The sequence below is a fragment of the uncultured Dialister sp. genome (genome assembly GCF_937959425.1).
Taxonomy (GTDB): domain Bacteria; phylum Bacillota; class Negativicutes; order Veillonellales; family Dialisteraceae; genus Dialister.
This window is the reverse complement of the sequence record NZ_CALGPS010000127.1, coordinates 1-20,571: the sequence shown is the minus strand read 5'-3', so window position 1 is coordinate 20,571 and position 20,571 is coordinate 1. Positions and strand designations below refer to the sequence as shown.

General features: G+C 51.7%; 16 protein-coding genes and 1 riboswitch. All 16 genes read right to left on the bottom strand.

Annotated elements, in window-relative coordinates; translation table 11 throughout:
• Positions 1-339: 339 nt before the first annotated feature.
• The 16 genes from Q0482_RS05715 to Q0482_RS05640 all read right to left on the bottom strand — a co-directional run bounded on the left by Q0482_RS05715 (position 340) and on the right by Q0482_RS05640 (position 20,275).
• Entirely contained in the window at positions 340-1,593 is a 1,254-nt protein-coding gene (locus Q0482_RS05715) for a methionine gamma-lyase family protein (protein WP_299144502.1), read from the bottom strand.
• A gap of 9 nt (positions 1,594-1,602) precedes the next feature.
• Positions 1,603-1,803, bottom strand: a complete 201-nt coding sequence (gene hfq, locus Q0482_RS05710; protein ID WP_299144499.1) for an RNA chaperone Hfq — start codon at positions 1,801-1,803, stop codon at positions 1,603-1,605.
• The gene (gene miaA / locus Q0482_RS05705; RefSeq protein WP_299144495.1) at positions 1,788-2,717 is read right to left on the bottom strand and encodes a tRNA (adenosine(37)-N6)-dimethylallyltransferase MiaA; all 930 of its coding nucleotides are present in this window, start codon (positions 2,715-2,717) and stop codon (positions 1,788-1,790) included. Before miaA ends, hfq begins: the two co-directional genes overlap by 16 nt.
• Positions 2,714-3,493, bottom strand: a complete 780-nt coding sequence (locus Q0482_RS05700; RefSeq protein ID WP_299144493.1) for a class I SAM-dependent methyltransferase — start codon at positions 3,491-3,493, stop codon at positions 2,714-2,716. The genes miaA and Q0482_RS05700 overlap by 4 nt, the downstream gene beginning before the upstream one ends.
• Positions 3,490-5,412, bottom strand: coding sequence for a DNA mismatch repair endonuclease MutL (gene mutL, locus Q0482_RS05695; protein WP_299144490.1), 1,923 nt, complete (start codon positions 5,410-5,412; stop codon positions 3,490-3,492). The genes Q0482_RS05700 and mutL overlap by 4 nt, the downstream gene beginning before the upstream one ends.
• Positions 5,412-7,970 (bottom strand): DNA mismatch repair protein MutS, encoded by a 2,559-nt coding sequence (gene mutS / locus Q0482_RS05690; RefSeq protein ID WP_299144487.1) that lies wholly within the window; start codon positions 7,968-7,970, stop codon positions 5,412-5,414. The genes mutL and mutS overlap by 1 nt, the downstream gene beginning before the upstream one ends.
• A gap of 341 nt (positions 7,971-8,311) precedes the next feature.
• Positions 8,312-9,655, bottom strand: a complete 1,344-nt coding sequence (gene miaB, locus Q0482_RS05685) for a tRNA (N6-isopentenyl adenosine(37)-C2)-methylthiotransferase MiaB (RefSeq protein ID WP_299144484.1) — start codon at positions 9,653-9,655, stop codon at positions 8,312-8,314.
• 114 nt (positions 9,656-9,769) lie between these two features.
• Positions 9,770-10,237, bottom strand: a complete 468-nt coding sequence (gene ribE / locus Q0482_RS05680; RefSeq protein ID WP_299144481.1) for a 6,7-dimethyl-8-ribityllumazine synthase — start codon at positions 10,235-10,237, stop codon at positions 9,770-9,772.
• A gap of 499 nt (positions 10,238-10,736) precedes the next feature.
• On the bottom strand, positions 10,737-11,966 hold the full coding sequence (locus Q0482_RS05675) for a bifunctional 3,4-dihydroxy-2-butanone-4-phosphate synthase/GTP cyclohydrolase II (RefSeq protein ID WP_299144478.1): 1,230 nt from the start codon (positions 11,964-11,966) through the stop codon (positions 10,737-10,739).
• Positions 11,956-12,609 (bottom strand): riboflavin synthase, encoded by a 654-nt coding sequence (locus tag Q0482_RS05670; RefSeq protein WP_299144475.1) that lies wholly within the window; start codon positions 12,607-12,609, stop codon positions 11,956-11,958. The genes Q0482_RS05675 and Q0482_RS05670 overlap by 11 nt, the downstream gene beginning before the upstream one ends.
• Before the next feature lies 1 nt (position 12,610).
• Positions 12,611-13,873 carry a bifunctional diaminohydroxyphosphoribosylaminopyrimidine deaminase/5-amino-6-(5-phosphoribosylamino)uracil reductase RibD gene (gene ribD, locus Q0482_RS05665; protein WP_299144472.1) on the bottom strand — a complete coding sequence of 421 codons (1,263 nt, stop codon included), beginning with the start codon at positions 13,871-13,873 and terminating at the stop codon, positions 12,611-12,613.
• A riboswitch (FMN riboswitch) is annotated at positions 13,858-13,976 on the bottom strand. Its footprint overlaps the gene before it by 16 nt.
• Before the next feature lie 453 nt (positions 13,977-14,429).
• Positions 14,430-15,098 (bottom strand): deoxynucleoside kinase, encoded by a 669-nt coding sequence (locus tag Q0482_RS05660; RefSeq protein WP_299144469.1) that lies wholly within the window; start codon positions 15,096-15,098, stop codon positions 14,430-14,432.
• 60 nt (positions 15,099-15,158) lie between these two features.
• Positions 15,159-15,731, bottom strand: coding sequence for an aminoacyl-tRNA hydrolase (gene pth / locus Q0482_RS05655; RefSeq protein WP_299144465.1), 573 nt, complete (start codon positions 15,729-15,731; stop codon positions 15,159-15,161).
• Positions 15,731-16,684, bottom strand: coding sequence for a ribose-phosphate pyrophosphokinase (locus Q0482_RS05650; protein ID WP_296979947.1), 954 nt, complete (start codon positions 16,682-16,684; stop codon positions 15,731-15,733). Before Q0482_RS05650 ends, pth begins: the two co-directional genes overlap by 1 nt.
• Before the next feature lie 158 nt (positions 16,685-16,842).
• A complete protein-coding gene (gene glmU / locus Q0482_RS05645) occupies positions 16,843-18,219 on the bottom strand; it encodes a bifunctional UDP-N-acetylglucosamine diphosphorylase/glucosamine-1-phosphate N-acetyltransferase GlmU (RefSeq protein ID WP_299144462.1) in 1,377 nt (458 codons plus the stop codon).
• 202 nt (positions 18,220-18,421) lie between these two features.
• Positions 18,422-20,275 (bottom strand): acyltransferase family protein, encoded by a 1,854-nt coding sequence (locus Q0482_RS05640; protein WP_299144459.1) that lies wholly within the window; start codon positions 20,273-20,275, stop codon positions 18,422-18,424.
• Positions 20,276-20,571: the final 296 nt, after the last annotated feature.

Genomic DNA, 20,571 nt, shown 5'->3' with positions numbered 1-20,571 from the left:
CCAGCTTAGGTCGTTGTGCAGCTTTAAGTAAAGCTACTTTTGTCGTTTACTATAATTTATGAAATGGGGCCGCAGTGCGGCCCCATTCCAGAGGAGTCGGCCCGTTGGGCGCTGAAGGGTTCTCAGGTTTGACCGGCCTTTGGGCCGGAGGGTTCTTAGGTTTGACGGGTCCTGCGGACCCGAGGGTTGTGGTGGCCGCTTCGCGGCAGTATGAAGCCAGCGTTACGGGATTGCCTTCCCGCTCCTGCGGACCACAGACCACAGTCACTCTATCTTCTATCTTCTATCTTCTATCTTCTATCTTCTATCGTCTATCTTCTATCGTCTAATTTCTATCGCCTATCTTCTATCACAATTTTCCCTGGGCTTCCAGCACTTTTCTGCCGCTCCCATAATGGCCAGCTGGGCGGATTCGAAGGTGAGGCCGCCCTGGAAGTACATGACGTAGGGCGGGCGCACCGGGCCGTCGGCGGACATTTCAATGGTGGAGCCCTGGACGAAGGTGCCTGCTGCCATGAGGATGGGGTCTACGTATCCCGGCATGGGTCCCGGCACCGGAGTGGCGTCAGAGTCTACGGGAGACCAGTTCTGGATGGCTTCTGCGAAACGGCACATATTTTCTTCGGAGTCCAGCGTCACCGTGGTGATGAGGTCAGTGCGGAGATGACCCGGTTCAGGACTTGTCTTGAAGCCAATGAGTTTGAAAACCGCGGCGCAGAATTCAGCGCTCATCATGGCCTGTCTTGTCATGTGGGGCGCCAGGAAGAGGCCCTCGAAGAAGGGGCGGTAGGAAGCGGCGTAAGAGCCCATTTCAGCGCCCAGTCCCGGGGCTGTCCATACGTAGGAGCAGAGTTCCACTAAATCTTTTCTGCCGCAGATATAGGCGCCGGTGGGAGCCAGGCCGCCGCCGGCGTTTTTAATGAGGGAACCGGCGGTAATGTCGGCGCCCAGTTCGATGGGTTCTTCTTTATTTGTAAATTCACCGTAGCAGTTATCCACAAAGCAGATGGTTTCCGGGTTCTTTGCTTTCACCGTATCAATGATTTTCTTAATATCTTCAGGGAAGAGGGAGTCCCTCAGCATGTAGCCCCGGGAGCGCTGGATTTCTACAAGTTTCGTATTTTCATCCACTGCGTCCGCAATGGCTTTGAGGTCATAGGTATTTCCCTTCAGCGGCACTTCTTTGTAGTGAACACCTTTGGAAATCAGATTTCCCGGAGCATTTCCTGTAATGCCGATGACGCTTTCCATGGTATCGTAGGGAGCTCCTACCGCAGACACCATGGTATCACCGGGCTGGAGAAGAGCCAGAAGGACCGTAGCCAGGGCGTGGGTGCCGGATACGAACTGGGGACGCACCAGGGCACTTTCCGCGTGGAATATGTCGCACCAGATTTCTTCCAGCTTCTCCCTGCCCGGGTCGCCGTAGCCGTAGCCGTTGGAAGGGGCAAAGTGGTAGGCGGAGAGGTGGTGCTTCCGGAATGCGGTTAATACTTTTTCTGTGTTGAAGAGAGAAATCTCTTCCATTTCATGAAAAACAGGCGCACAAAGAGCGAGCGCCTCTTTCTGTACCTGTTCAAGTTTTTGATTCATTTGTTAGTCTCAGATCCTTTGAATAGTAGATATTGCGTGCTTGTAAATCAGCTGGGAACGGTTTTCGCTCACCAGAAGAACGGTGAAGCTGTCGAAGGATTTGACCTTTCCCTTCAGCTGTACGCCATTCATGAGAAATATGCTGACCGGAACATTTTCTTTTCTGGCTTCATTCAGAAATGTGTCCTGCAGATTCATTTTTCCATCCATCTTGTTTCTCCTCCAAAATATGAAATGACATAGGCCTTGATTTCCCTGTACCATATGTCTTCCTCCGATGGGCCGCGTTCCACCCAGTGAATATATGGCATTCTTCTGTACCAGGTCAGTTGTCTTTTGGCAAAGTGCCGGGTATTTTTCTGAATCAGCTCTTCTCCTTCCTCAAGGGAGAGTTCTCCTTTCACCACGGGAATCATTTCTTTATAGCCGATTCCTTTCAGCGACTGTGCTTTTTCAGAAAGTCCGGAGGAGAGGAGTTTTCTCACTTCCTCCGGCAGTCCATTTTCCATCATGCGGTGGACTCGCTTATTTATTCTATCATATAAAACGGCTCTGTCCATAGTAATTCCTATAACCGGGCCGTCATACAGGAGAGAATCGGATTTAAAAGGCTCCTTTTTCCCCTCCCCCGCCTCCAGAAGTTCCAGTTTCCGTATCATGCGCTGGGCGTCAGGGGGAATATCCTTTTCTCCTTTTTCACGAAGCAGGGCTTCCAGTCCTTCCCTGCCCTTTTCTTCCCATACCTTTTCAAATTTCTTTCTTCCCTCTCCCTTGGGAAGGAAGGTGTATCCCTCCAGAAGTCCCTGGATGTAGAGGCCTGTGCCGCCGCAGACGATGGGAATCCGTCCCGCCTCATTTTCCTCATGGATGATTTTTGATGCTTTCTCCTGGAAATCGGCGGCAGAGTAAGGTTCATCAGGTTCCAGTTCATCCACCAGGTAATGGCGGATGCCCCGGGCTTCCTCCTTTGTCACCTTGGCGGTGCCAATGTCCATGTGTTTATAAATCTGGAAAGCATCTCCGGAAATAATGGAGGACCCCAGCTCCCGTGCCAGATAGAGGGAAAGGTCTGTCTTCCCCGAGGCCGTGGGCCCCAGGATGGTGATAAGTCTATCTTTTTTCATATATCAATCACCCCGTAAGCCGTAGACTGTCCCTTGTGAGAATGGACGGAAGAAAAGAGATGGTTTTGAAATAAAGGCGAAAAGGGCCTTTCTTTTACTATAATTCTTTTTCCTGCAATATGCAAAGCCAAGGTAAGGATTCCTTCATCCAGCCGGTCGTAGGAAGCGGCCTTCCGGAAGCCTTCCATGCGGTTCACTTCCCTTTTCACCGGCGAACGGAACATGGTGTCAAAGTAAATGACATCATAACTTTTGGGTTCTGCGTTCTCCAGAAAATGGCGGAAATCCTCATGAAGGAGGCGGATACGGCGAAGGGCTGCCGTAAGGCTTTCCTCTTTTTTATCGGTAAAGGAAGAAATCCCCGCCCGTCCGATTTCATAGAGGGAAATGCTCTTTTCAAGGGATGTGACCTGACCCCTGTCTCCCAGAAACCAACTCAGGACCGTAGAGTCTCCGCCCTGTCCGAAAGTGGCGTCCAGCACGGACACCGTGCCTTCCGGAAGAAGGCGGCAGAGGCGGTCCTCATGGCCCCTTCTCATCTGCTCGCATCTGAGCACGGCGGTACCCAGATGGAAACGGTACTCCTCGCCGCCGGTCCAGAAGGAAGGCTGCTTTTTCCCGTAAATCAGAAATCCTTCCTTATGACAGCGCGCTGCCATGTCCTCCAGGGTGCCTTCCCGGGGCACAAAGGGAAGGGAAAGGGCTCGTCCCCTCCCTTCCGCCTCCTCCCTTACGGAGCGGCTGTAGTTTCGAATGGTGGTGACAGCGATATTCATGGCCGTTTGAAGAGCCTTCCCAATTCACCGGGTGTGAATTTTACAATGGTCGGCCGGCCATGGGGGCAGACGAAGGGCCTTGATGTATGGAAAAGATCTTCTATCAGTTCCTTCATCTGCCGGATATTCAGAGGATCTCCTCTCTTGATGGCACCCCGGCAGGCAGCGTAGGCCATCATGCGATGGCGCATGGTTTCCGGCGAAGGTACGTCCTTTTCATGGTAGGCTTTCACAATGTCTCCCATAACCCTTTCCATTTCGGAAGAGGAGAGGTCTTCCGGCGAACCGGTAATGCGGATCACGTCAGGGCCTGCCTGTTCGAAGGTAATGCCAAGGCGGTTCAAATCTTCCCGATGCTCATCTAAAAGGTCCATATCCCCTGCGTCCACATGGATGAGGTAGGGAATCAGGATTTCCTGTACCGGAATGCCTTCTGCCCTTTCCGCCAGATGGTCATAGCGCACCCTTTCATGGGCAGCGTGCTGGTCGATGATGAGAAGATCCTTCCCGTGCTGGCAAAGGATGAAACAGTCCGACACCTGTCCCAGAGGAATCACCGGATCCGTTTCCTCCTTTTCTTCAAAGAGGGGCTCCGCTTTCATCTCATCCTGCTGACGGGGCTCTTCCTTTCGGAAATCCGCAAACACCGAGGAATTGGAGAAAAGATCCTTTCTATCTGTATCCGGCGTAAAGGAGAGAGTCCTCTTTCCCTCACTTTGGCGGAAGGGAGGCGTCTCTCCCCGGCCCATATAGGACGAGGGCTGAGGTTCTCCCCAGGAAGCAGCAGGCCTTGTTTCTTCCGAAAGACCGATATCCGGCTTCCCGGTGGGCGCCTCTTCCACTTTGATTGAGCCGGGAGCAAAATCTTTATCCTCCACCACCTGGTGGCCGGGGTCATGAATCATTTCTCTGGCAATGGTATCGGCGGTGGACTGGGATGTCAGCGTCCCCAGCACGCCGTGGTACACCATACGGAAAATGGACTGTTCATCGGAAAATTTAATTTCCCGTTTCTGGGGATGCACGTTCACATCAATGCTTTCCGGCGGCACGGTAAAAGACAGCACCATAAGGGGATAACCGTTTTTCGGAAGCAGGGAATGGTAGGCATTGTCCACTGCCTTGGACACCACTGCGCTTTCCACCACCCTGCGATTAATGATAATAGTCTGGTACTGGCGGCTGCTTTTCAGGAGAGAGGGCTTTGAAATGAGACCTTCCAGGGTTACATTTTCTCCATCCTCCTCCACCGGCAGCATTTCACCGGCGGTTTTCGTGCCGTAAAGGGCGGAAATCACATCCATCAGCCTGCCGTTTCCCGGCGTTTCAATCACAGTCCTGCCGTTATTGATGAGACGGAAAGCGATGTCCGGATTGGCGAGAGACAGTTTTCCCACCATGCTGTTGATGCGGGATGATTCTGTCCTCTCCGATTTCAGAAATTTCTTTCTGGCAGGCACGTTATAGAAAAGATCACGCACTTCCACCGTGGTGCCGGCAGGAGTGCCTGCAGGCTTCACTTCCGTGATTTCCCCGCCGGTCATTTCCACTGCCGTGCCTTCTGTATCTTCATGCCTTCTGGTCGTAATGGTGGCTCTGGAAACGGAGGCAATACTGGGAAGGGCTTCGCCCCGAAATCCCAGGGACGCAATGTGGTAAATATTATCCACAGAAGAAATCTTACTGGTGGCATGGCGGATAACGGAAAGCCTGGCGTCTTCCTCCGTCATGCCGCAGCCGTCATCGGTGACCCGGATGTAGGTCATGCCGCCGTCGGCGATTTCCACTTCAATGGAAGAGGCACCGGCGTCCACTGCATTTTCCACCAGCTCCTTCACCGCATTCACCGGCCGTTCCACCACTTCACCGGCGGCAATCTGGTTGGCGGTCACCTCATCCAGTATATGAATCACTGCCATTATCGGGCCTCCTTGGCTTCCTTACTTAAACGGAATAAGATTTCCATAGCTTCAATGGGGGTCTTGCTCATAACATCCATATCCGCCAGTTCATCAATAATCGGGGAAGTGAAAAGATCAAAGCCCATGGGCTCTTCCTTCTTTGCTGCCTTCACCGGCACAGGCCCCTTTCCTTCCTCTTCCAGTCCTTCCAGAATATCATCTGCCCGCTTCAAAAGGGATTCGGGAAGGCCTGCCAGCCTTGCCACATGGATACCGTAGCTCCTGTCAGCGCAGCCGGGAACGATGCGGCGCAGGAAGGTGATTTCCTTTCCCCTTTCCTTTACCGATACGGTGTAATTTTTAATATGGCTGCTGCTGTCTGCCATGACGGAAAGTTCGTGGTAATGGGTAGCAAAGAGGGTGAAGCCGTGAATCTTTTCATCAATGTACTCCACCACCGCCCGGGCAATGCTCATGCCGTCGTAGGTACTGGTGCCCCTGCCGATTTCATCCAGAAGGATAAGACTGTTTCTGGTGGCATGACGAAGGATATGGGATACTTCCTGCATTTCCACCATGAATGTACTCTGGCCGGTGGAAATATCGTCCGTAGCGCCAACCCTTGTGAATATCCGGTCCACCGGCGAGAAGGAAGCGCTTTTGGCAGGAATGAAGGAGCCTGTCTGGGCCATAATAGTCAAAACCGCCACCTGACGCATGTAGGTGGATTTGCCTGCCATGTTCGGGCCTGTAATGACCAGAATTTCCTGGTTTTCATGGTTGAGCTCCGTGTCATTGGGCACAAACATTTCCCGCTTCAACGCGTGCTCCACCATGGGATGACGGCCGTCCTTAATGGAAATACGGCCTTCCCGGCTGTTCGTAATCCGGGGCCGGGTATAGCGGTCCTTCAGCGCCGCTCTGGCAAGGCTTGCGATACAGTCAAGCTCCGCCAGTGCCCTTGCCGTTTTCTGCATATCCGGAATTTCCGGACGGATTTCCGCCTTCACTGCCTGGTAAATCTTAAGCTCCAGCTCCTCCGTCTTTTCCTTAGCTGTCAGCGCCTTGGCCTCGAACTCCTTCAACTCCGGCGTAATGTAGCGCTCCGCATTCACCAAAGTCTGCTTTCTCATATAATAGGGCGGAATAGGAATTTTATTGGCATTGGAAATTTCAAAATAGTAGCCGAACACATTATTAAAGCCGATTTTCAGCTTGATGCCGGTCTTTGCCTTTTCCTTTTCCTCCAGATCTGCAATATACTGCTGGCTGTTTTCGGAAAGGGAGCGCACCTCGTCCAGTTCTGCAGAGAAGCCTTCTTTAATATACTTTCCGTCACGGATATTTCCGGTGCCATTTTCATTCATGGAACGGTCCAGAAGATCAAACACCGGGCCATGAAGGCCGGTCTGGCTGTTCAGCTTCTTCAGAATCACAGAACCGGCGCCGGACAGAAGGTGTTTAATTTCCGGAATCATGCGAAGGCTGGCTTTCAAAGCAAGCAGGTCTTTAGGGGAAGTGGAATTCGCTTCAATACGGGAAAGAATGCGTTCAAAGTCGAAGACCTGGGACAGCATGTCCTCCAGATTCGTGAGTTCCGTCATGTGGTTCGTCAGCTCTTCGATGCCATCCTGCCTGAGAATGATACGGTTCACATCCGTCAAAGGCCGCTCCAGCCACCGCTTCAAAAGCCGGGCCCCCATGGCCGTATGGGTGTAGTCCAGAAGTTCCAGAAGCGTTCCCTTCCTGCCGCCGTCCCGCATATTGCGGGTGATTTCCAGATTTCTGAGACACTCCTCCGAAAGGGTTAATGTGTGGTCCTCCCGGATGGGGAGCACCGAATGAAATACGGACACGTCGGACTTCATTACATCTTTGATGTAGGCGGAAAGACGGCGGAACACCGTCTTCACATTGTCATTTTCAAGGGAAACGGCAGCATCGGGAAGATTTCCCTCCTCCTCCCCTTCTGCCCGGGACATAAGACAGGCTCCCAGACGGGCAGCTGCAAAACCGGTGAGTTTTCCGTAGAAATCGTCGGATACACTGCACACCGCCTCGGCAGGAGAATAGACGGAAAGCATATCAAAGAAATCGTCCCGTTCCTTCTTTTTATCCCAGACCCCCCACCAGCATTCGCCGGTGGATACATCTGCCAGCACTGCGTCCAGTTCCTTATCTTCTTCCATAATGTAAATCAGGTAGTTGTTGGACTTATCGGCAATGGAATTTTCAAAAAGAATGGTGCCCGGCGTGATGACACGGATCACATCCCGCTTCACCAGTCCCTTTGCCTTCTTCGGATCCTCCAGCTGCTCACAGATGGCCACCTTGTAGCCCTTCTGGATGAGCCGGTAAATATAAATTTCCGCTGCATGAAATGGAACGCCACACATAGGCACCCGTCCCTCGGCGCCTGCGTTCTTCCCGGTAAGCGTAAGCTCCAGTTCATGGGATGCAGTCACCGCATCATCATAAAAGAGCTCATAGAAATCGCCCAGCCGGTAAAAAAGAAGACAGTCCTGATACTTGTCCTTCACCTGTTTATATTGTTCCATCAAAGGCGTTTTCGCCATGTCATCACCCCGTTCTGTTGGTTGGATCGTCTTAGGAAGCGCTGATTAAATCACTGTCTGCTTTTATTCTTGGATTTTTATGCAATGCAAGGAATGGGACGACGCGAATAGCGAGCTATTTAAGGAGTCCCATGACGAAGCAGTGCATAAAAGTTCTTATAAAAGCAGACTCTATGAATTAATCAGTGCTTCCTTAGTTTCTTGGTATTTGATATTGAAAGGTTCAAAAAGTTCAGAGTATTGTGGTACCGCCGCTTCGCAGTGCACAGCGAACATATTTTGCACTATGCAAACCGGATTCGAAGGGAAGAGCAGCGCCCCGAGAATCCGGTGAGTCAGTGTCAGCAGAGCTCTCCCTTCAGCACCCATGTCTGGGCTGTGGTGACTCTGGCCATCCTGGTATCTCCCACTTTGATTCCTTCTTCATAGGGGAAGAGGATCATTTTGTTGGTGGAAGTTCTGCCGTACCAGTGGTTTTCATCCTGTTTGGACGGGCCTTCCACTATAATTTCATAGGTTTTCCCTTCCATTTCCTTATTAAGGGCCAGGGAAATTTCATTTTCCGTATCCATGAGTTCCTGGAGCCGGCGGTGTTTTGTCTCGTCATCAATCTGGTTTTCCATACGGGCTGCCGGCGTGCCGGTTCTTGGAGAATAGATGAAGGTGTAAGCGGAGTCGAAACGCACTTCTTTCAGGAGCTTCAGTGTTTCCTTATGCATTTCTTCCGTTTCTCCCGGGAATCCGGTGATCAGGTCGGTAGTAAGGGCAACGTCCGGCATTTTCTTCCGTACATAGTCCACCAGTTCTTTGAAATGTTCGATGGTGTATCCCCGGTTCATGCGCTTCAGCATTTCATTGGATCCATGCTGTACAGGAAGGTGCATGTGGCGCACCACCTTGGGAGAAGCAGCCATGGCATCCACCATATCAAAGGTCATATCTCTGGGGTGGGATGTCATATAGCGCACCCTTTCGATGCCGTCGATTTCATCAATAGCCCGGATCAGGTCGGCGAAGCTGGTGCCGTTTCTGAAATCAAGGCCGTAGGAGTTCACATTCTGGCCAAGGAGGGTTACTTCCTTGTATCCCTCTTTCGCCAGTCCTCTGATTTCACGGCAGATGTCGTCGATGGTGCGGCTGATTTCCCTGCCTCTTACATAGGGGACGATACAGTAGGTGCAGAACTTGTTGCACCCCTGCATAATAGGCACCCAGGCAAAAATTTTGGACTTTCTCACCGAACGAAGCTCGCTGTAGTCCTTCACACTGTGGGGATTCCGTTCCGTCTTCACCACGTGGCCGCCCCTTGCATTTTCCCTGGTGATGATATCCTTTAGATCGTGGATATGATAGGGGCCGATAACAAAATCGATGATGGGCATGCGCTCGATAAGCTTTCCCTTGTTTTCCTGGGCCATGCATCCTGCAATGCCTAAAAGAAGATGAGGATTCTTGTCTTTCAGCTTCTTGATTTCCCCGATTTTGCCATACACCTTTTCCTCCGCATTCTGGCGGACGGAGCAGGTATTCATAATCACGATATCGGCGTCTTCCATTTTCTCCGCCGGCTTGTATCCCAGATCCTCCAGCTGGCCGTTGATACGTTCCGTATCATTTTCGTTCATCTGGCAGCCATACGTAAGGGTATAGTAGAACTTATTCTCTGTGAGCCGTTTTTCTTCCACGACTTACCTCCTGTGAGCAATGCATCTATATAATCGTTATCATAATATTATATCATATTCCGTCTGATGAGATGAAAATGAAAAAAGCCACCCCGGCGGATGGCTTTTTTCATTTTACTTGTCGAGCTTTTTGAAAAGGCTGGCCATTTCCAAAGCGTCCATGGCGCATTCAAAGCCCTTATTGCCGGACTTGAGTCCCGCCCGGTTGATAGCCTGCTCAATGGTGTCGGTGGTAAGCACGCCGTAAAGCACCGGCACGCCGCTGGAAAGGGATGCCATGGCTACCCCCTTCGTCACTTCCGTAGCCACATGTTCGTAATGGTCCGTTTCTCCGCGAATCACAGCCCCGAGGCAGATGACTGCGTCATACTTTCCGCTTTCCGCCATCTTCTTGGCAGCGAGAGGTATTTCAAAGGCGCCGGGCACCCAGGCCAGGTCCACCTTGTCCATATCCACGCCGTGGCGGGAAAGACCGTCCACGGCGCCGTCAATAAGTTTGGAAACGATGACTTCGTTGAAACGGGAAGCCACAATACCTACACGAATCTGATTTTCATTAAAAAGTCCGGAAATGATATTCATTTTGTTCTCCTTTATTGTTTAGTGAGATAGTGGGACAGTGGGACAGTGGGACAGTAGGAGTCACTTACTCCATGCGCCGAGATCCTTCGCCGGCGCTCGGATGACGGTAAACGGCAGGACTCCCCAATCACGACCCTGGTCCCAATCCGACCACTTATGCCACTTACCGTAGAGCACCCCTTCGCCACTTCGTGGCCCTCTTCGCCCCGGTGGGAAGCGTGTCACTTGATTCTCAGTCGTCTGCCGACTCCCTACGAATCCAGTTCCCTTGCCACCTAAAGGGGACGCAAGGGTTAGGGAAGCACTGATTAATTCGCAGGATCGAATTTCATATGTATTTTTATCCAATGCTGCGTCATCAGTCTCCTTAAATAGCTCGCTATTCGCGTCGACTGATTCCTTGCATTGAATAAAAATACAAGAATGAAATCCGATAACGATTTAATCAGCGCTTCCCTAGAGCTGGGTACCTCGATCCCGGTCCCGGTCACGGCCCCAATCACGCCTTTGGCTCTTCGATTTCCTTGTCCAGTTTCAGCATATGCCCCATTTTTTCCTGTTTGGTCTTGAGGTAGAATTCGTCTTCTCTGGTAGGAGCGATTTCGATGGGCACTCTTTCTGTAATGGTGATGCCGTAGTCTTTCACTTCATCCATTTTCTGTGGATTGTTGGTGAGAAGTTTAATATTGGAAACTCCCAGGTCTTTCAGAATCTGGGCGCCGGTCATATACTCGCGAAGGTCGGCGGCAAATCCCAGTTTCAGGTTGGCTTCCACCGTGTCATAGCCTTCATCCTGGAGGGCATAGGCGCGGATTTTATTGATGAGGCCGATACCTCTCCCCTCCTGGCGGAGGTACACCAGTACCCCTCTTCCTTCTCTGGCAATCTGCTTCATGGCAGCGGCAAGCTGCTGTCCGCAGTCACAGCGGAGAGACCCGAAGCAGTCACCGGTGAGGCATTCGGAGTGAATGCGGCAGAGTACCGGTTTTCCATCGGATACGTCGCCCATGGTGAGGGCTACATGGTGTTCGCCGTTCATGAGATTCACAAAGCCGTGGATTACAAAATGGCCGTACTTGGTAGGCATCTTTGCTTCAGCCACTTCTTCCACCAGTTTTTCATGCTTTTTCCTGTATTCGATGAGTTCCTGGATGTTGCCTATTTTCATCCCCTTTTCCCTGGCCAGTTTGAAAAGGTCATCCCTTCTGGCCATGGTACCATCTTCGTTCATGATTTCGCAGCAGAGGCCGGCAGGCTTCAAACCTGCCAAACGGGCCAGATCTACGGTGGCCTCCGTATGGCCCTGCCTTTCCAGCACGCCCCATTTCTTTGCTTTCAGCGGAAACAGGTGTCCCGGTCTTCTGAAATCTTCCGGTTTAGCGCCGTCCTTTACAGCCTCCAGGGCAGTCATGGAACGGGCCGCAGCGGAAACGCCGGTGCCGGAATCCTTATAATCGATGGATTCCAGGAAAGCGGTGTGGTGATTGTCCGTATTGTGACGAATCATGGGCCCCAGGTACAGGGCATCCGCCATTTCTTCGGACATGGGCATGCAGATGACTCCTTTAGCCTCCGATGCCATGCGGTTTACATTTTCCGGTGTGGCAAATTCGGCGGCGCAGATGTAATCCCCTTCATTTTCCCGGGACTCCGCATCCTGCATAATGACGATATGCCCTTTCCGGATTTCTTCTATAATTTCTTCAATGCTGTCAAATTTATAATCCATAGTGTCCTCCATGCCCCAAAGTTTCCAGCATGCTCATGGTGAGGCCTTCTTTCGGACCTTCTTTCAGGAGCTGCTCTACATATTTACCCAGGTAATCACATTCAATATTCACTATATCTCCCGGACGTTTCAAAAGGAGCGCCGTCTCACTGCCCGTATGGGGAATGAGGGCGATGGAGAACGAATCCTCTCGACGCGCCGCCACGGTGAGACTGATGCCATCCACCGCCACGGACCCCTTTTCTATAATATAGCGCATCCATTTCCTGTCAGTGGAAATAGAAATATTGACTGCATTGTCTTCCTTTACCATGGAAAGAATACGGCCCATACCGTCCACATGGCCCATCATGATATGACCTCCCAGACGGTCGGAAAGACGAAGCGCCCTTTCCAGATTTACCGGCGTGCCGGGACGGAAGAGGGAAAAGGCAGTGCGGCGCATGGTTTCCGGTGTCACGTCGGCAGTGAATGTGCTGCTGTCCATGGCGGTCACCGTAAGGCATGTGCCGTTTACAGCGATGCTGTCGCCGATTTTCGTTCCTTCCAGCACTTTGCTGCAGGAAATCACCAGCTTTTCTGCTTTGCTCGTTTTGGAAATATGATGGATCCGTCCGATTTCTTCTACAATTCCAGTAAACATATTATTTTCCATCACCGGAAGGCTCTTGGTCTGCGGGAGCCTCCGCTCCTTCCCTGATTTCCTCTTCCAGCCGGTCGATTCGTTCGTCGGCGGCGTCGGTCTTTCCCTTATCCACATAGGCTTCAATCACCAGGTCCGGCCCGCAGGTTTCCGTACTCATATCTTTCAGCTTTACTGCCTCGCCCATGGACGAAGCTCCTTCTCCTCCAATAAGTCCCGGAGCCGATACGCCGCCGATAATTTTGGGTGCTGCATAAATCCGCACCTTGTCCACAATCCCTGCTTCAAAGGCAGAAGCTGCCAGGGTGGCACCGCCTTCCAAAAGGATGCCGTCAATCCCCTTCAGCGCAAGGCCGGTCATGGCGGAATCAAGGTCTACCTTCCCCTTTTCGTCGCCGTCGGTCATGATGATGTCCACCCCCATGTCCGTCAGGGCCTGCCTTTTCTTCTCATCGGAAGATGTGGTGGTAAGGACAATCACCTCGCCGGGCTCCTGGAAAACCTTGGCCTTCAGCGGTACCGACAGATTGCCGTCTACAATAATCCGCACCGGATCATCAAGTCCTTCCGTACGGGCCGTAAGGAGCGGATTGTCTGCTATCACCGTACCGGCGCCTGCCATAATGCCTCTATAGCAGCCCCGGAGTACATGAACCTCCTCCCGGGAATCCTCTGAAGAAATCCACTTGGAGTCCCCTGTATGGCAGGCTGTTTTTCCGTCCAGGGACATGGCCGCTTTATAAAGGACAAAGGGCTTATGTTCTGTCACATATTTCAGAAATACCTCATTCAGCTTCCGTGCTTCCTTTTCCATGACGCCTACAGTAACAAAAATGCCTGCGTCCCGGAGGCGGCGGATTCCCTTTCCGGAAACCAGAGGATTCGGATCCACCATGGCTGTCACCACCCGGTCAATATCCTTCTCAATAATGAGATCTGCGCAGGGCGGCGTCTTCCCATAATGGCTGCAGGGTTCCAGTGTCACATAGAGCGTAGCACCGGAAGGATCCTCCGTACAGTGGGCAAAAGCATTCACCTCTGCGTGAGGGCCGCCGAACTTTTCATGCCAGCCTTCCCCGATAATCCTGCCGTCCTTTACAATCACCGCACCTACCATGGGATTCGGCCTGGCATGACCCATACCGCGAACAGCCAGCTCCAGCGCCCGGGCCATGAATTTTCTATCTTCATCGATACGCAAAAAATCCACCTTCCTTTCTTCCAGGGAGGTGGATACCAAATGCTGTTTCCACTCTTCTTTCATCCGGACTATACCGTCGGCTCTGGAACTTCACCAGATCTACCTCATAGGGAGGTTCGTGGGCTTTACCACCGGTGGGGACTTGCACCCCGCCCTGAAGAGATTTATTTTACTCAATCTATTATAGCAGATTAAACGGGAAAGGCAAGAGGGGGCCGCTATGCGGCCCTTTTGACACGCCTGACGGCGTGAGGGTTCTTAAGTTTAACCGGCCCTATAGGCCGGAGGGTTCTCAAGTTTGACAGCGGCTTTGCCGCTGAGGGTTGAGGTATCGCCCTAACGGGCGATGAAGTTTTTATGCCGCTCTGCGGCAGTACTCCTATTAGCCAGCGAAAACCTTTATAACCGGGCTGCGCCCGTTGGAAATGCGCCCGAAGAACGGTTTGCATGGTTTCCCATCGCCTGCCAAGGGGCCTCAAGTTGTATGGTTTTATACAAACTGGCGCCTTCTACAATTTTAAGGCGCCAATCACAACCCTCGCGCCGAAGACGCGTCAAACTTAGCCCATCGGGACGAAAGCCCCGTCAATCTTTAGACCCTTCACGCCCGCAGGGCGTGTCACCGTATCGCTTCCTCCGCTGCCTTTTCCACGTCTTTTCCTATATCCTCTATGCTTCTGAGTCTTCCTTCCTCCGTGCAGGGAATCCGTTTCCAGTGATAGAGGGCAACCAGCTGGCGATAGGCGTCGTGGCATTTTCGGAGGTAATCCAGATGCTGTTCGTGGATATCCATGGAGCCTCCTTTTTTAGCTCTTTCTTTGACCAGGTTTTCAGAGACTGCCAGGGGAATATCCAGAAGAATGACCAGGTCCGGCCTCGGGAGTTCCAATTCCCCGTATTCCGTCTTTTCGAGCCAGGAGAGGAAATCTTTCCTTTTTACTTCATCCTCGTACTTGGTCATCTGGTGCACCATGTTGCTGGTGGTGTAGCGGTCGGCAATAACGATGCCCCCTTTTTCATAGAAATCCTTCCACTTCATGCGATAGGATGCAAAACGATCCACCGCGTAGAAAAGGGATGCGGCGTAGGGATTGACATCTTCCGGATTTTTTCCAAAGTCCCCTTTAAGGTACATTTTTACCAGGGCCGAGGAGGGGCTTTCGTAGTCGGGGAAGGAAATATGCATCACTTCCCTGCCCTTTTCCTTCAGTTTCTTTTCCAGAAGATTTGACTGGGTTTCTTTGCCGCTGCCGTCGATTCCTTCCAGTACGATAAGTGTTCCTTTCATAGTTTCTCCTTCCATAAAAAAGGCAGTTTCCTTTTTAGAAACTGCCTTTTGCATCATGAATTATCCTTTTCTTTTAGGGTTGAAGGCGTTCATGGCGTGGTCTACGCCGTATTCCAGTGCCGCTTCAATGGACTCGGCGGTATGAATTTTGGCGTCTTCGATTTTTTTTATATCTTCTCCGTAGGGACGGCTGAGCACGTGTTCTACTACGGTGTGTCCATCTTTGGGGTGGCCCACGCCGATGCGGAAGCGGTTGAAGTTCTCGCTGCCCAGATGGGCGATGAGGGATTTGATACCGTTATGTCCGCCGGAGGCACCCTTTTTTCGGATTCTGGTCTTTCCCGGAGGAAGGTCCAGGTCGTCGCAGATGATATAAATATCATCCAGGTCCACCTTGTAGTAACGGGCAATGGCGCCTACCGCCTCGCCGCTGTTGTTCATATAGGTGAGAGGCTTCACCAGAAGCACCTTTTCCCCCTTCACCACGGTCTGGCCGATTTCCGCTTTCATATCTTCTTTCCAGAGAGTGACATTCCAGCGGCGGGCCAGTTCGTCAATGACGTCAAAGCCCATGTTGTGGCGGGTGTGCTCGTACTCTTTTCCCGGATTTCCAAGTCCTGCAATAATCTTCATTATTTATCGAAAAGCTGGCTTACGGAAGCGTCGTGGAAAATACGGAGGATGGCTTCGCCCAGAAGCGGAGCAATGGAGAGGACGGTGAGTTTGTCCTGGATCTTTTCTTTCGGGATAGGCAGGGAATTGGTAACGATCAGTTCCTTGATGTTGGAGTTCTTGATTCTTTCAGTAGCCGGGTCGGTAAGTACAGGATGGCATACGGCAGCATACACATTTCTTGCACCATATTCGGCCAGTGCCTTGGCGCCTTCGCAGAGGGAGCCGGCAGTATCTACAATATCATCTACGATGAAGCAGTTTCTGTCTTTCACATTGCCGATAATGTTCATGACTTTGGCTACGCCCGGTTCCGGACGGCGTTTTTCAATGATGGCAATGGGGGCACCTACGCGGTCAGCCAGTTCGCGGGCACGGGTAACACCGCCCAGGTCCGGAGAAACGATGGTCAGGTTGTCCAGGTTCTTGGATTTTACATAGTCTGCCAGAAGGGATGCAGACATGAGGTGATCCACCGGTACGTCGAAGAAGCCCTGGATCTGGCCTGCATGGAGGTCCATGGTAACTACGCGGGTAACACCGGCAGTGGACATGAGGTCTGCCACCAGCTTAGAGCTGATCGGTTCACGGCCTCTGGTCTTTCTATCCTGACGGGCATAGCCGTAGTAAGGAACGACCACAGTAATATGTCGGGCAGAAGCTCTTTTCAGCGCATCTACCATAATCAGCATTTCCATAAGGTTATCATTCACCGGTGCGCCGGTGGGCTGGATAATGAAGCAGTCCTTGCCGCGGACGCTTTCATTGATCATGACCTGAATTTCGCCGTTATTGAACCGTCCGCAGATAGCTTTTCCCAGCGGCACTCCGATGTAGTCGGAAATTTCCTTTGCCAGCGCCGGGTGTGCGTTTCCTGTAAAAATCTTCAATTTAGAAGTATCTTCCATGTCCATTTTGCTGCCTCTCCCTTTCCTTTCAAATATGAAAGTGTACAAGTTTTTCTGATCAGCGGATATAAACCCAGTCATCCACTATCACTGTTCTTATTATATACCAGTTTACCTGTAAATTAACAGTCAAAAATACGATTTCATCCTATTTAATCAGGATATTAATCCTTATAGGTATCCTCTTTGACCCAGCCCTCGATATTTGTCTGGCGGGCTCTAGCCACAGACAGGGCTTTGGCAGGTACATCTTTTGTAATGGTGGAACCTGCGGCGGTGAAAGCCCTTTCGCCTACATGCACCGGCGCCACCAGGTTCGTATTGCAGCCGATAAAGGCATGGTCATCCACTTTGCAGCGGTGTTTTTCCTTTCCGTCGAAATTGACGGTCACTGTGCCGCAGCCGAAATTTACATTCTTTCCAAGATCCGAATCACCGCAGTAAATGAGGTGCGGCAGTTTCGTGCCGTCATCTACAGTGGAATTCTTCACTTCTACGAAATTGCCGATTTTGATATGGTCATGAAGCACCGTATTCGGGCGGAGATGGACGAAAGGTCCGATTTCATCAAAATTCCCGATGGTGCATTCATGGGCGTATACCCGGTTGAGGTGCGTGCCCTCTCCCACCGTTACATCGGTGAGCTGGGTATCCGGTCCGATGACGCAGTTCTTCCCAATCACCGTCTTTCCTTCAAGAATGGTGCCGGGATAAAGAACCGTATCCTGTCCCACTTCCACATCCTGCTCCACATAGGTATTTTCCGGATTAATAATGGAAACGCCCTTCGCCATGAGCTCCTCTGCCTTACGGAGGCGGAGCACCCGGTCAGCAGCGGTCAGCTGGATTCTGGAATTGACGCCCATGGTCTCATCCGCATCCTCTGCCGCCACCGGAATCACCTTCTGCCCTTCGCGGATCATGATTTCAAATACGTCGGTCAGATAATATTCGCCCTGGGCGTTCTTATTGTCGATTTTCTTCAAAGCGTCCAAAAGAGGACCTGCCTTGAACACATAGGTGCCTGTGTTGATTTCATGCACCGCCAGCTCCTCCGGCGTGCCGTCCTTCTGCTCCACAATGGACGTCATCTGTCCCTTCTCATCCCGAAGCACCCGGCCATAGCCGAAGGGATTGTCCAGCACCGCTGTCAGTACCGCCGCCGAAGCATTGTCCTTCCGGCAGGTTTCCGCCAGGGATGAAATCGTTTCACTCCGAAGAAGAGGCGTGTCGCCGCAGATCACAAGCACATACCCCTCCCGGTCCGTCAAAAGAGGAGCCCCCTGCATCACCGCATGGCCCGTGCCAAGCTGCTCCGCCTGGTGGACGAAATCCACATTCTCCCCGGCAAGGTCCTTTCGAACCAGCTCTTCCTTAAATCCTGTAATCACCACACACTTTGCAAAACCGGCCTGCCGTACCACCCGGATCACCTGCTCCACCATAGGCACACCGCACACACGGTGCAGAACCTTCGGCAAAGCGGACTTCATGCGGGTCCCCTGTCCGGCAGCCAGAATCAGGGCTGTTAAATCTGCCATTTTTCCTCCTGCTGCAAATCATCTTGTTGAAACTCTATATACACGGATATCATTGTCAAATATAAGTAAAACCCGTAGCTTTTATTTTAGCAAATGGGAATGGGGATAGCAAGATGAAATAGAGGAGATGGGCCGCATAGCGGCCCATCTCCTCTATTTCACACTCTCTTTTCATCTGGAAACTGCCTTCCCGGCAGTCCTATCACATCTTTGCAGCTATGGCATCGTGGATAAGAGCGGCATAAGCTCTGGTGCCTTCGTTGTTGGGATGGATGTTGTCTCCTCCCAGCCATTCGGGATGCTTTGTCACTTCTCCCTGCCAGTCTACCAGAGTGACATTGGGATATTCGGCTGCTATTTTCCTGAGATAGGCATTGTTGCTGTCCTGCCAGCCGGTGGCGGGGCAGTGGACGGTGACCCAGAAAATGTGGCGTTCCGGTCCCAGATAGTCCAAAAGGCCTTTTGTCTGTCCTTCGTACTGGCCGTCCAGGGGGCCGTTGGTGCCAAGGGAGATGACCACCGTATTTCCAAGGACTCCTATCCGGTCCATCTGCCGCGCAATGTCAAGGCCGGCGCCTACATAGCGGGAAACTTTGGCGTCAATGTAGCAGTCCGGAAGCACGTCCCTTAAGGCCATGGCGGAGCCGAGCATGACGGAGTCGCCGATGCAGGCTGCGTGGTCCAGGGTGGGACGGCTCTTCGCCTTTGTTTCTTCCGGAACAGGGATGGCTTCCACCTGCTGGGCTTCCAGCATTTTTTCATTTTCCGCAAACCGCTCTTTCATTTCCCCCATGTCCGATACCCGGCTGTCGGCGGAGTTCCAGATACCCCGGCAGCCGTAGGCCATAAAGGGGAAGGCGGGCAGGGAAATAAGGAGGATGGCTGCGGCCTGGATCACTGTTTTCCTTGGATGGAAGGAGAAGCGGATATGTCCGGTAAGAAGACCAGCCAAAAGGTCGGTCCACAGAGCAAGAAGGGCAATGAGAGCAATTTCCAGGATTTCCATGCCATAGGGCATGGCGTCTTCCCATTTCATATAGCGAAAAAGGAAAATCACCGGATACTGCCAGAGAAAAAGTCCGTAGCTGTACTTTCCTATCCAGCGGAAAAGGGGATTGTCCATGAGCTTACCCAGAGGCAGGAGCGGATCCGCTGTCCAGAGGAGCAGCAGGAGGAAGAGAACCGTGTAGGCTGCCATGGCCCATTCGTAAACCATGGAGAGCTGTCCATCCAGGAAGAGGTACCCCGCCCCTGTCACAAGGAGAGCCGCTCCATAGAAAAGAAAAATGATTGTATTTTTCCATGGTGCCCTTTTGATTTCCAGTTGCCTATGGGAAAGGTAAACTCCCAGAGCCGCTCCCAGAAGGAGGGCGTAGATTCTGGTGTCAGTGCCGTAGTAAAGCCTGGTCATATCCATGCCCTTACTGAAATCCCAGGGCATGACAGCCATGGCGCCAAGCCCCGCCAGGAGGAAGAAAGCAGTGCCTGCTTTGGGACTTAGAAGTTTGGAAATTCCTATATAGAGGCCGTAAAGGAGAGGCCAAAGGAGGTAATACTGGATTTCAATGCCCAGGAACCAAAGATGGGTAAAGGGTGACTGGCTGGCTATCCGGGTGAAATAGTCTGCATTCTGCCCGATCTGCCACCAGTTGTTAAATCCAAGGAGTACGGAAAGCACCTCCGGCCGCACGGCTTTGATGATGTCCGGCGCAAAGAAGGAATATACGCCCACTGTCAAAAGAATCATAATGATAAGGGAAGGATAGATCCTTTTGATTCGTTTCCATATATAGGACAGAAGGGAGAAGGAATGATTTTCTCTCCCCTTTTCGCCGGTGTAGGCCAGAAGGCAGCCGGTAAGTACAAAGAAAAGGGACACCCCCAGCCAGCCGCCTTTAAAGGTCTGGGGAAACATGTGAAACAGGGTCACTCCGGTGATGGCCAGGGTACGGAGACCGTCCAGTCCGGCAATGTGATTTCCACCATTTTTCATGGCTTTGGTATCATTTTCTGTATAGGAAGCAGCGTCATTTGCTGCGGTATATTCGTTTTTCATTTTTCTTCTTTCTTTCCGGAAAGTCTTCCGGAAATGAATACGTAAAAAGCACATTTTTCTCTATAAGCGTCCTATATTCTATACCATTTCCTCCCCTTTTTCCATACGAAAACCCCTCTTTTTCCGGATTGGAAAAAGAGGGGTTTTAAGGTTCAGAAGATGTGGTATCCCGCCAGAGGCACCGGAAGATAGGGGCGTCAGTCCATATGACTTTTCGGACCTATCCCCACCGCTTCGCGGAGGGCTGTGAAAAAATGTAAATCATTTTTTCACAGCCCATATTTTATATCAGCTGC

Coding starts and splice junctions, on each gene's coding strand:
- Q0482_RS05650 (WP_296979947.1), bottom strand. CDS start 16,684: ATGGACATGGAAGATACTTCTAAATTGAAGATTTTTACAGGAAACGCA.
- Q0482_RS05670 (WP_299144475.1), bottom strand. CDS start 12,609: ATGTTTACTGGAATTGTAGAAGAAATCGGACGGATCCATCATATTTCC.
- Q0482_RS05660 (WP_299144469.1), bottom strand. CDS start 15,098: ATGAAAGGAACACTTATCGTACTGGAAGGAATCGACGGCAGCGGCAAA.
- Q0482_RS05715 (WP_299144502.1), bottom strand. CDS start 1,593: ATGAATCAAAAACTTGAACAGGTACAGAAAGAGGCGCTCGCTCTTTGT.
- miaA (WP_299144495.1), bottom strand. CDS start 2,717: ATGAAAAAAGATAGACTTATCACCATCCTGGGGCCCACGGCCTCGGGG.
- mutL (WP_299144490.1), bottom strand. CDS start 5,412: ATGGCAGTGATTCATATACTGGATGAGGTGACCGCCAACCAGATTGCC.
- Q0482_RS05640 (WP_299144459.1), bottom strand. CDS start 20,275: ATGAAAAACGAATATACCGCAGCAAATGACGCTGCTTCCTATACAGAA.
- hfq (WP_299144499.1), bottom strand. CDS start 1,803: ATGGATGGAAAAATGAATCTGCAGGACACATTTCTGAATGAAGCCAGA.
- mutS (WP_299144487.1), bottom strand. CDS start 7,970: ATGGCGAAAACGCCTTTGATGGAACAATATAAACAGGTGAAGGACAAG.
- Q0482_RS05675 (WP_299144478.1), bottom strand. CDS start 11,966: ATGGATTATAAATTTGACAGCATTGAAGAAATTATAGAAGAAATCCGG.
- ribD (WP_299144472.1), bottom strand. CDS start 13,873: ATGAAAGAAGAGTGGAAACAGCATTTGGTATCCACCTCCCTGGAAGAA.
- ribE (WP_299144481.1), bottom strand. CDS start 10,237: ATGAATATCATTTCCGGACTTTTTAATGAAAATCAGATTCGTGTAGGT.
- Q0482_RS05700 (WP_299144493.1), bottom strand. CDS start 3,493: ATGAATATCGCTGTCACCACCATTCGAAACTACAGCCGCTCCGTAAGG.
- pth (WP_299144465.1), bottom strand. CDS start 15,731: ATGAAGATTATTGCAGGACTTGGAAATCCGGGAAAAGAGTACGAGCAC.
- glmU (WP_299144462.1), bottom strand. CDS start 18,219: ATGGCAGATTTAACAGCCCTGATTCTGGCTGCCGGACAGGGGACCCGC.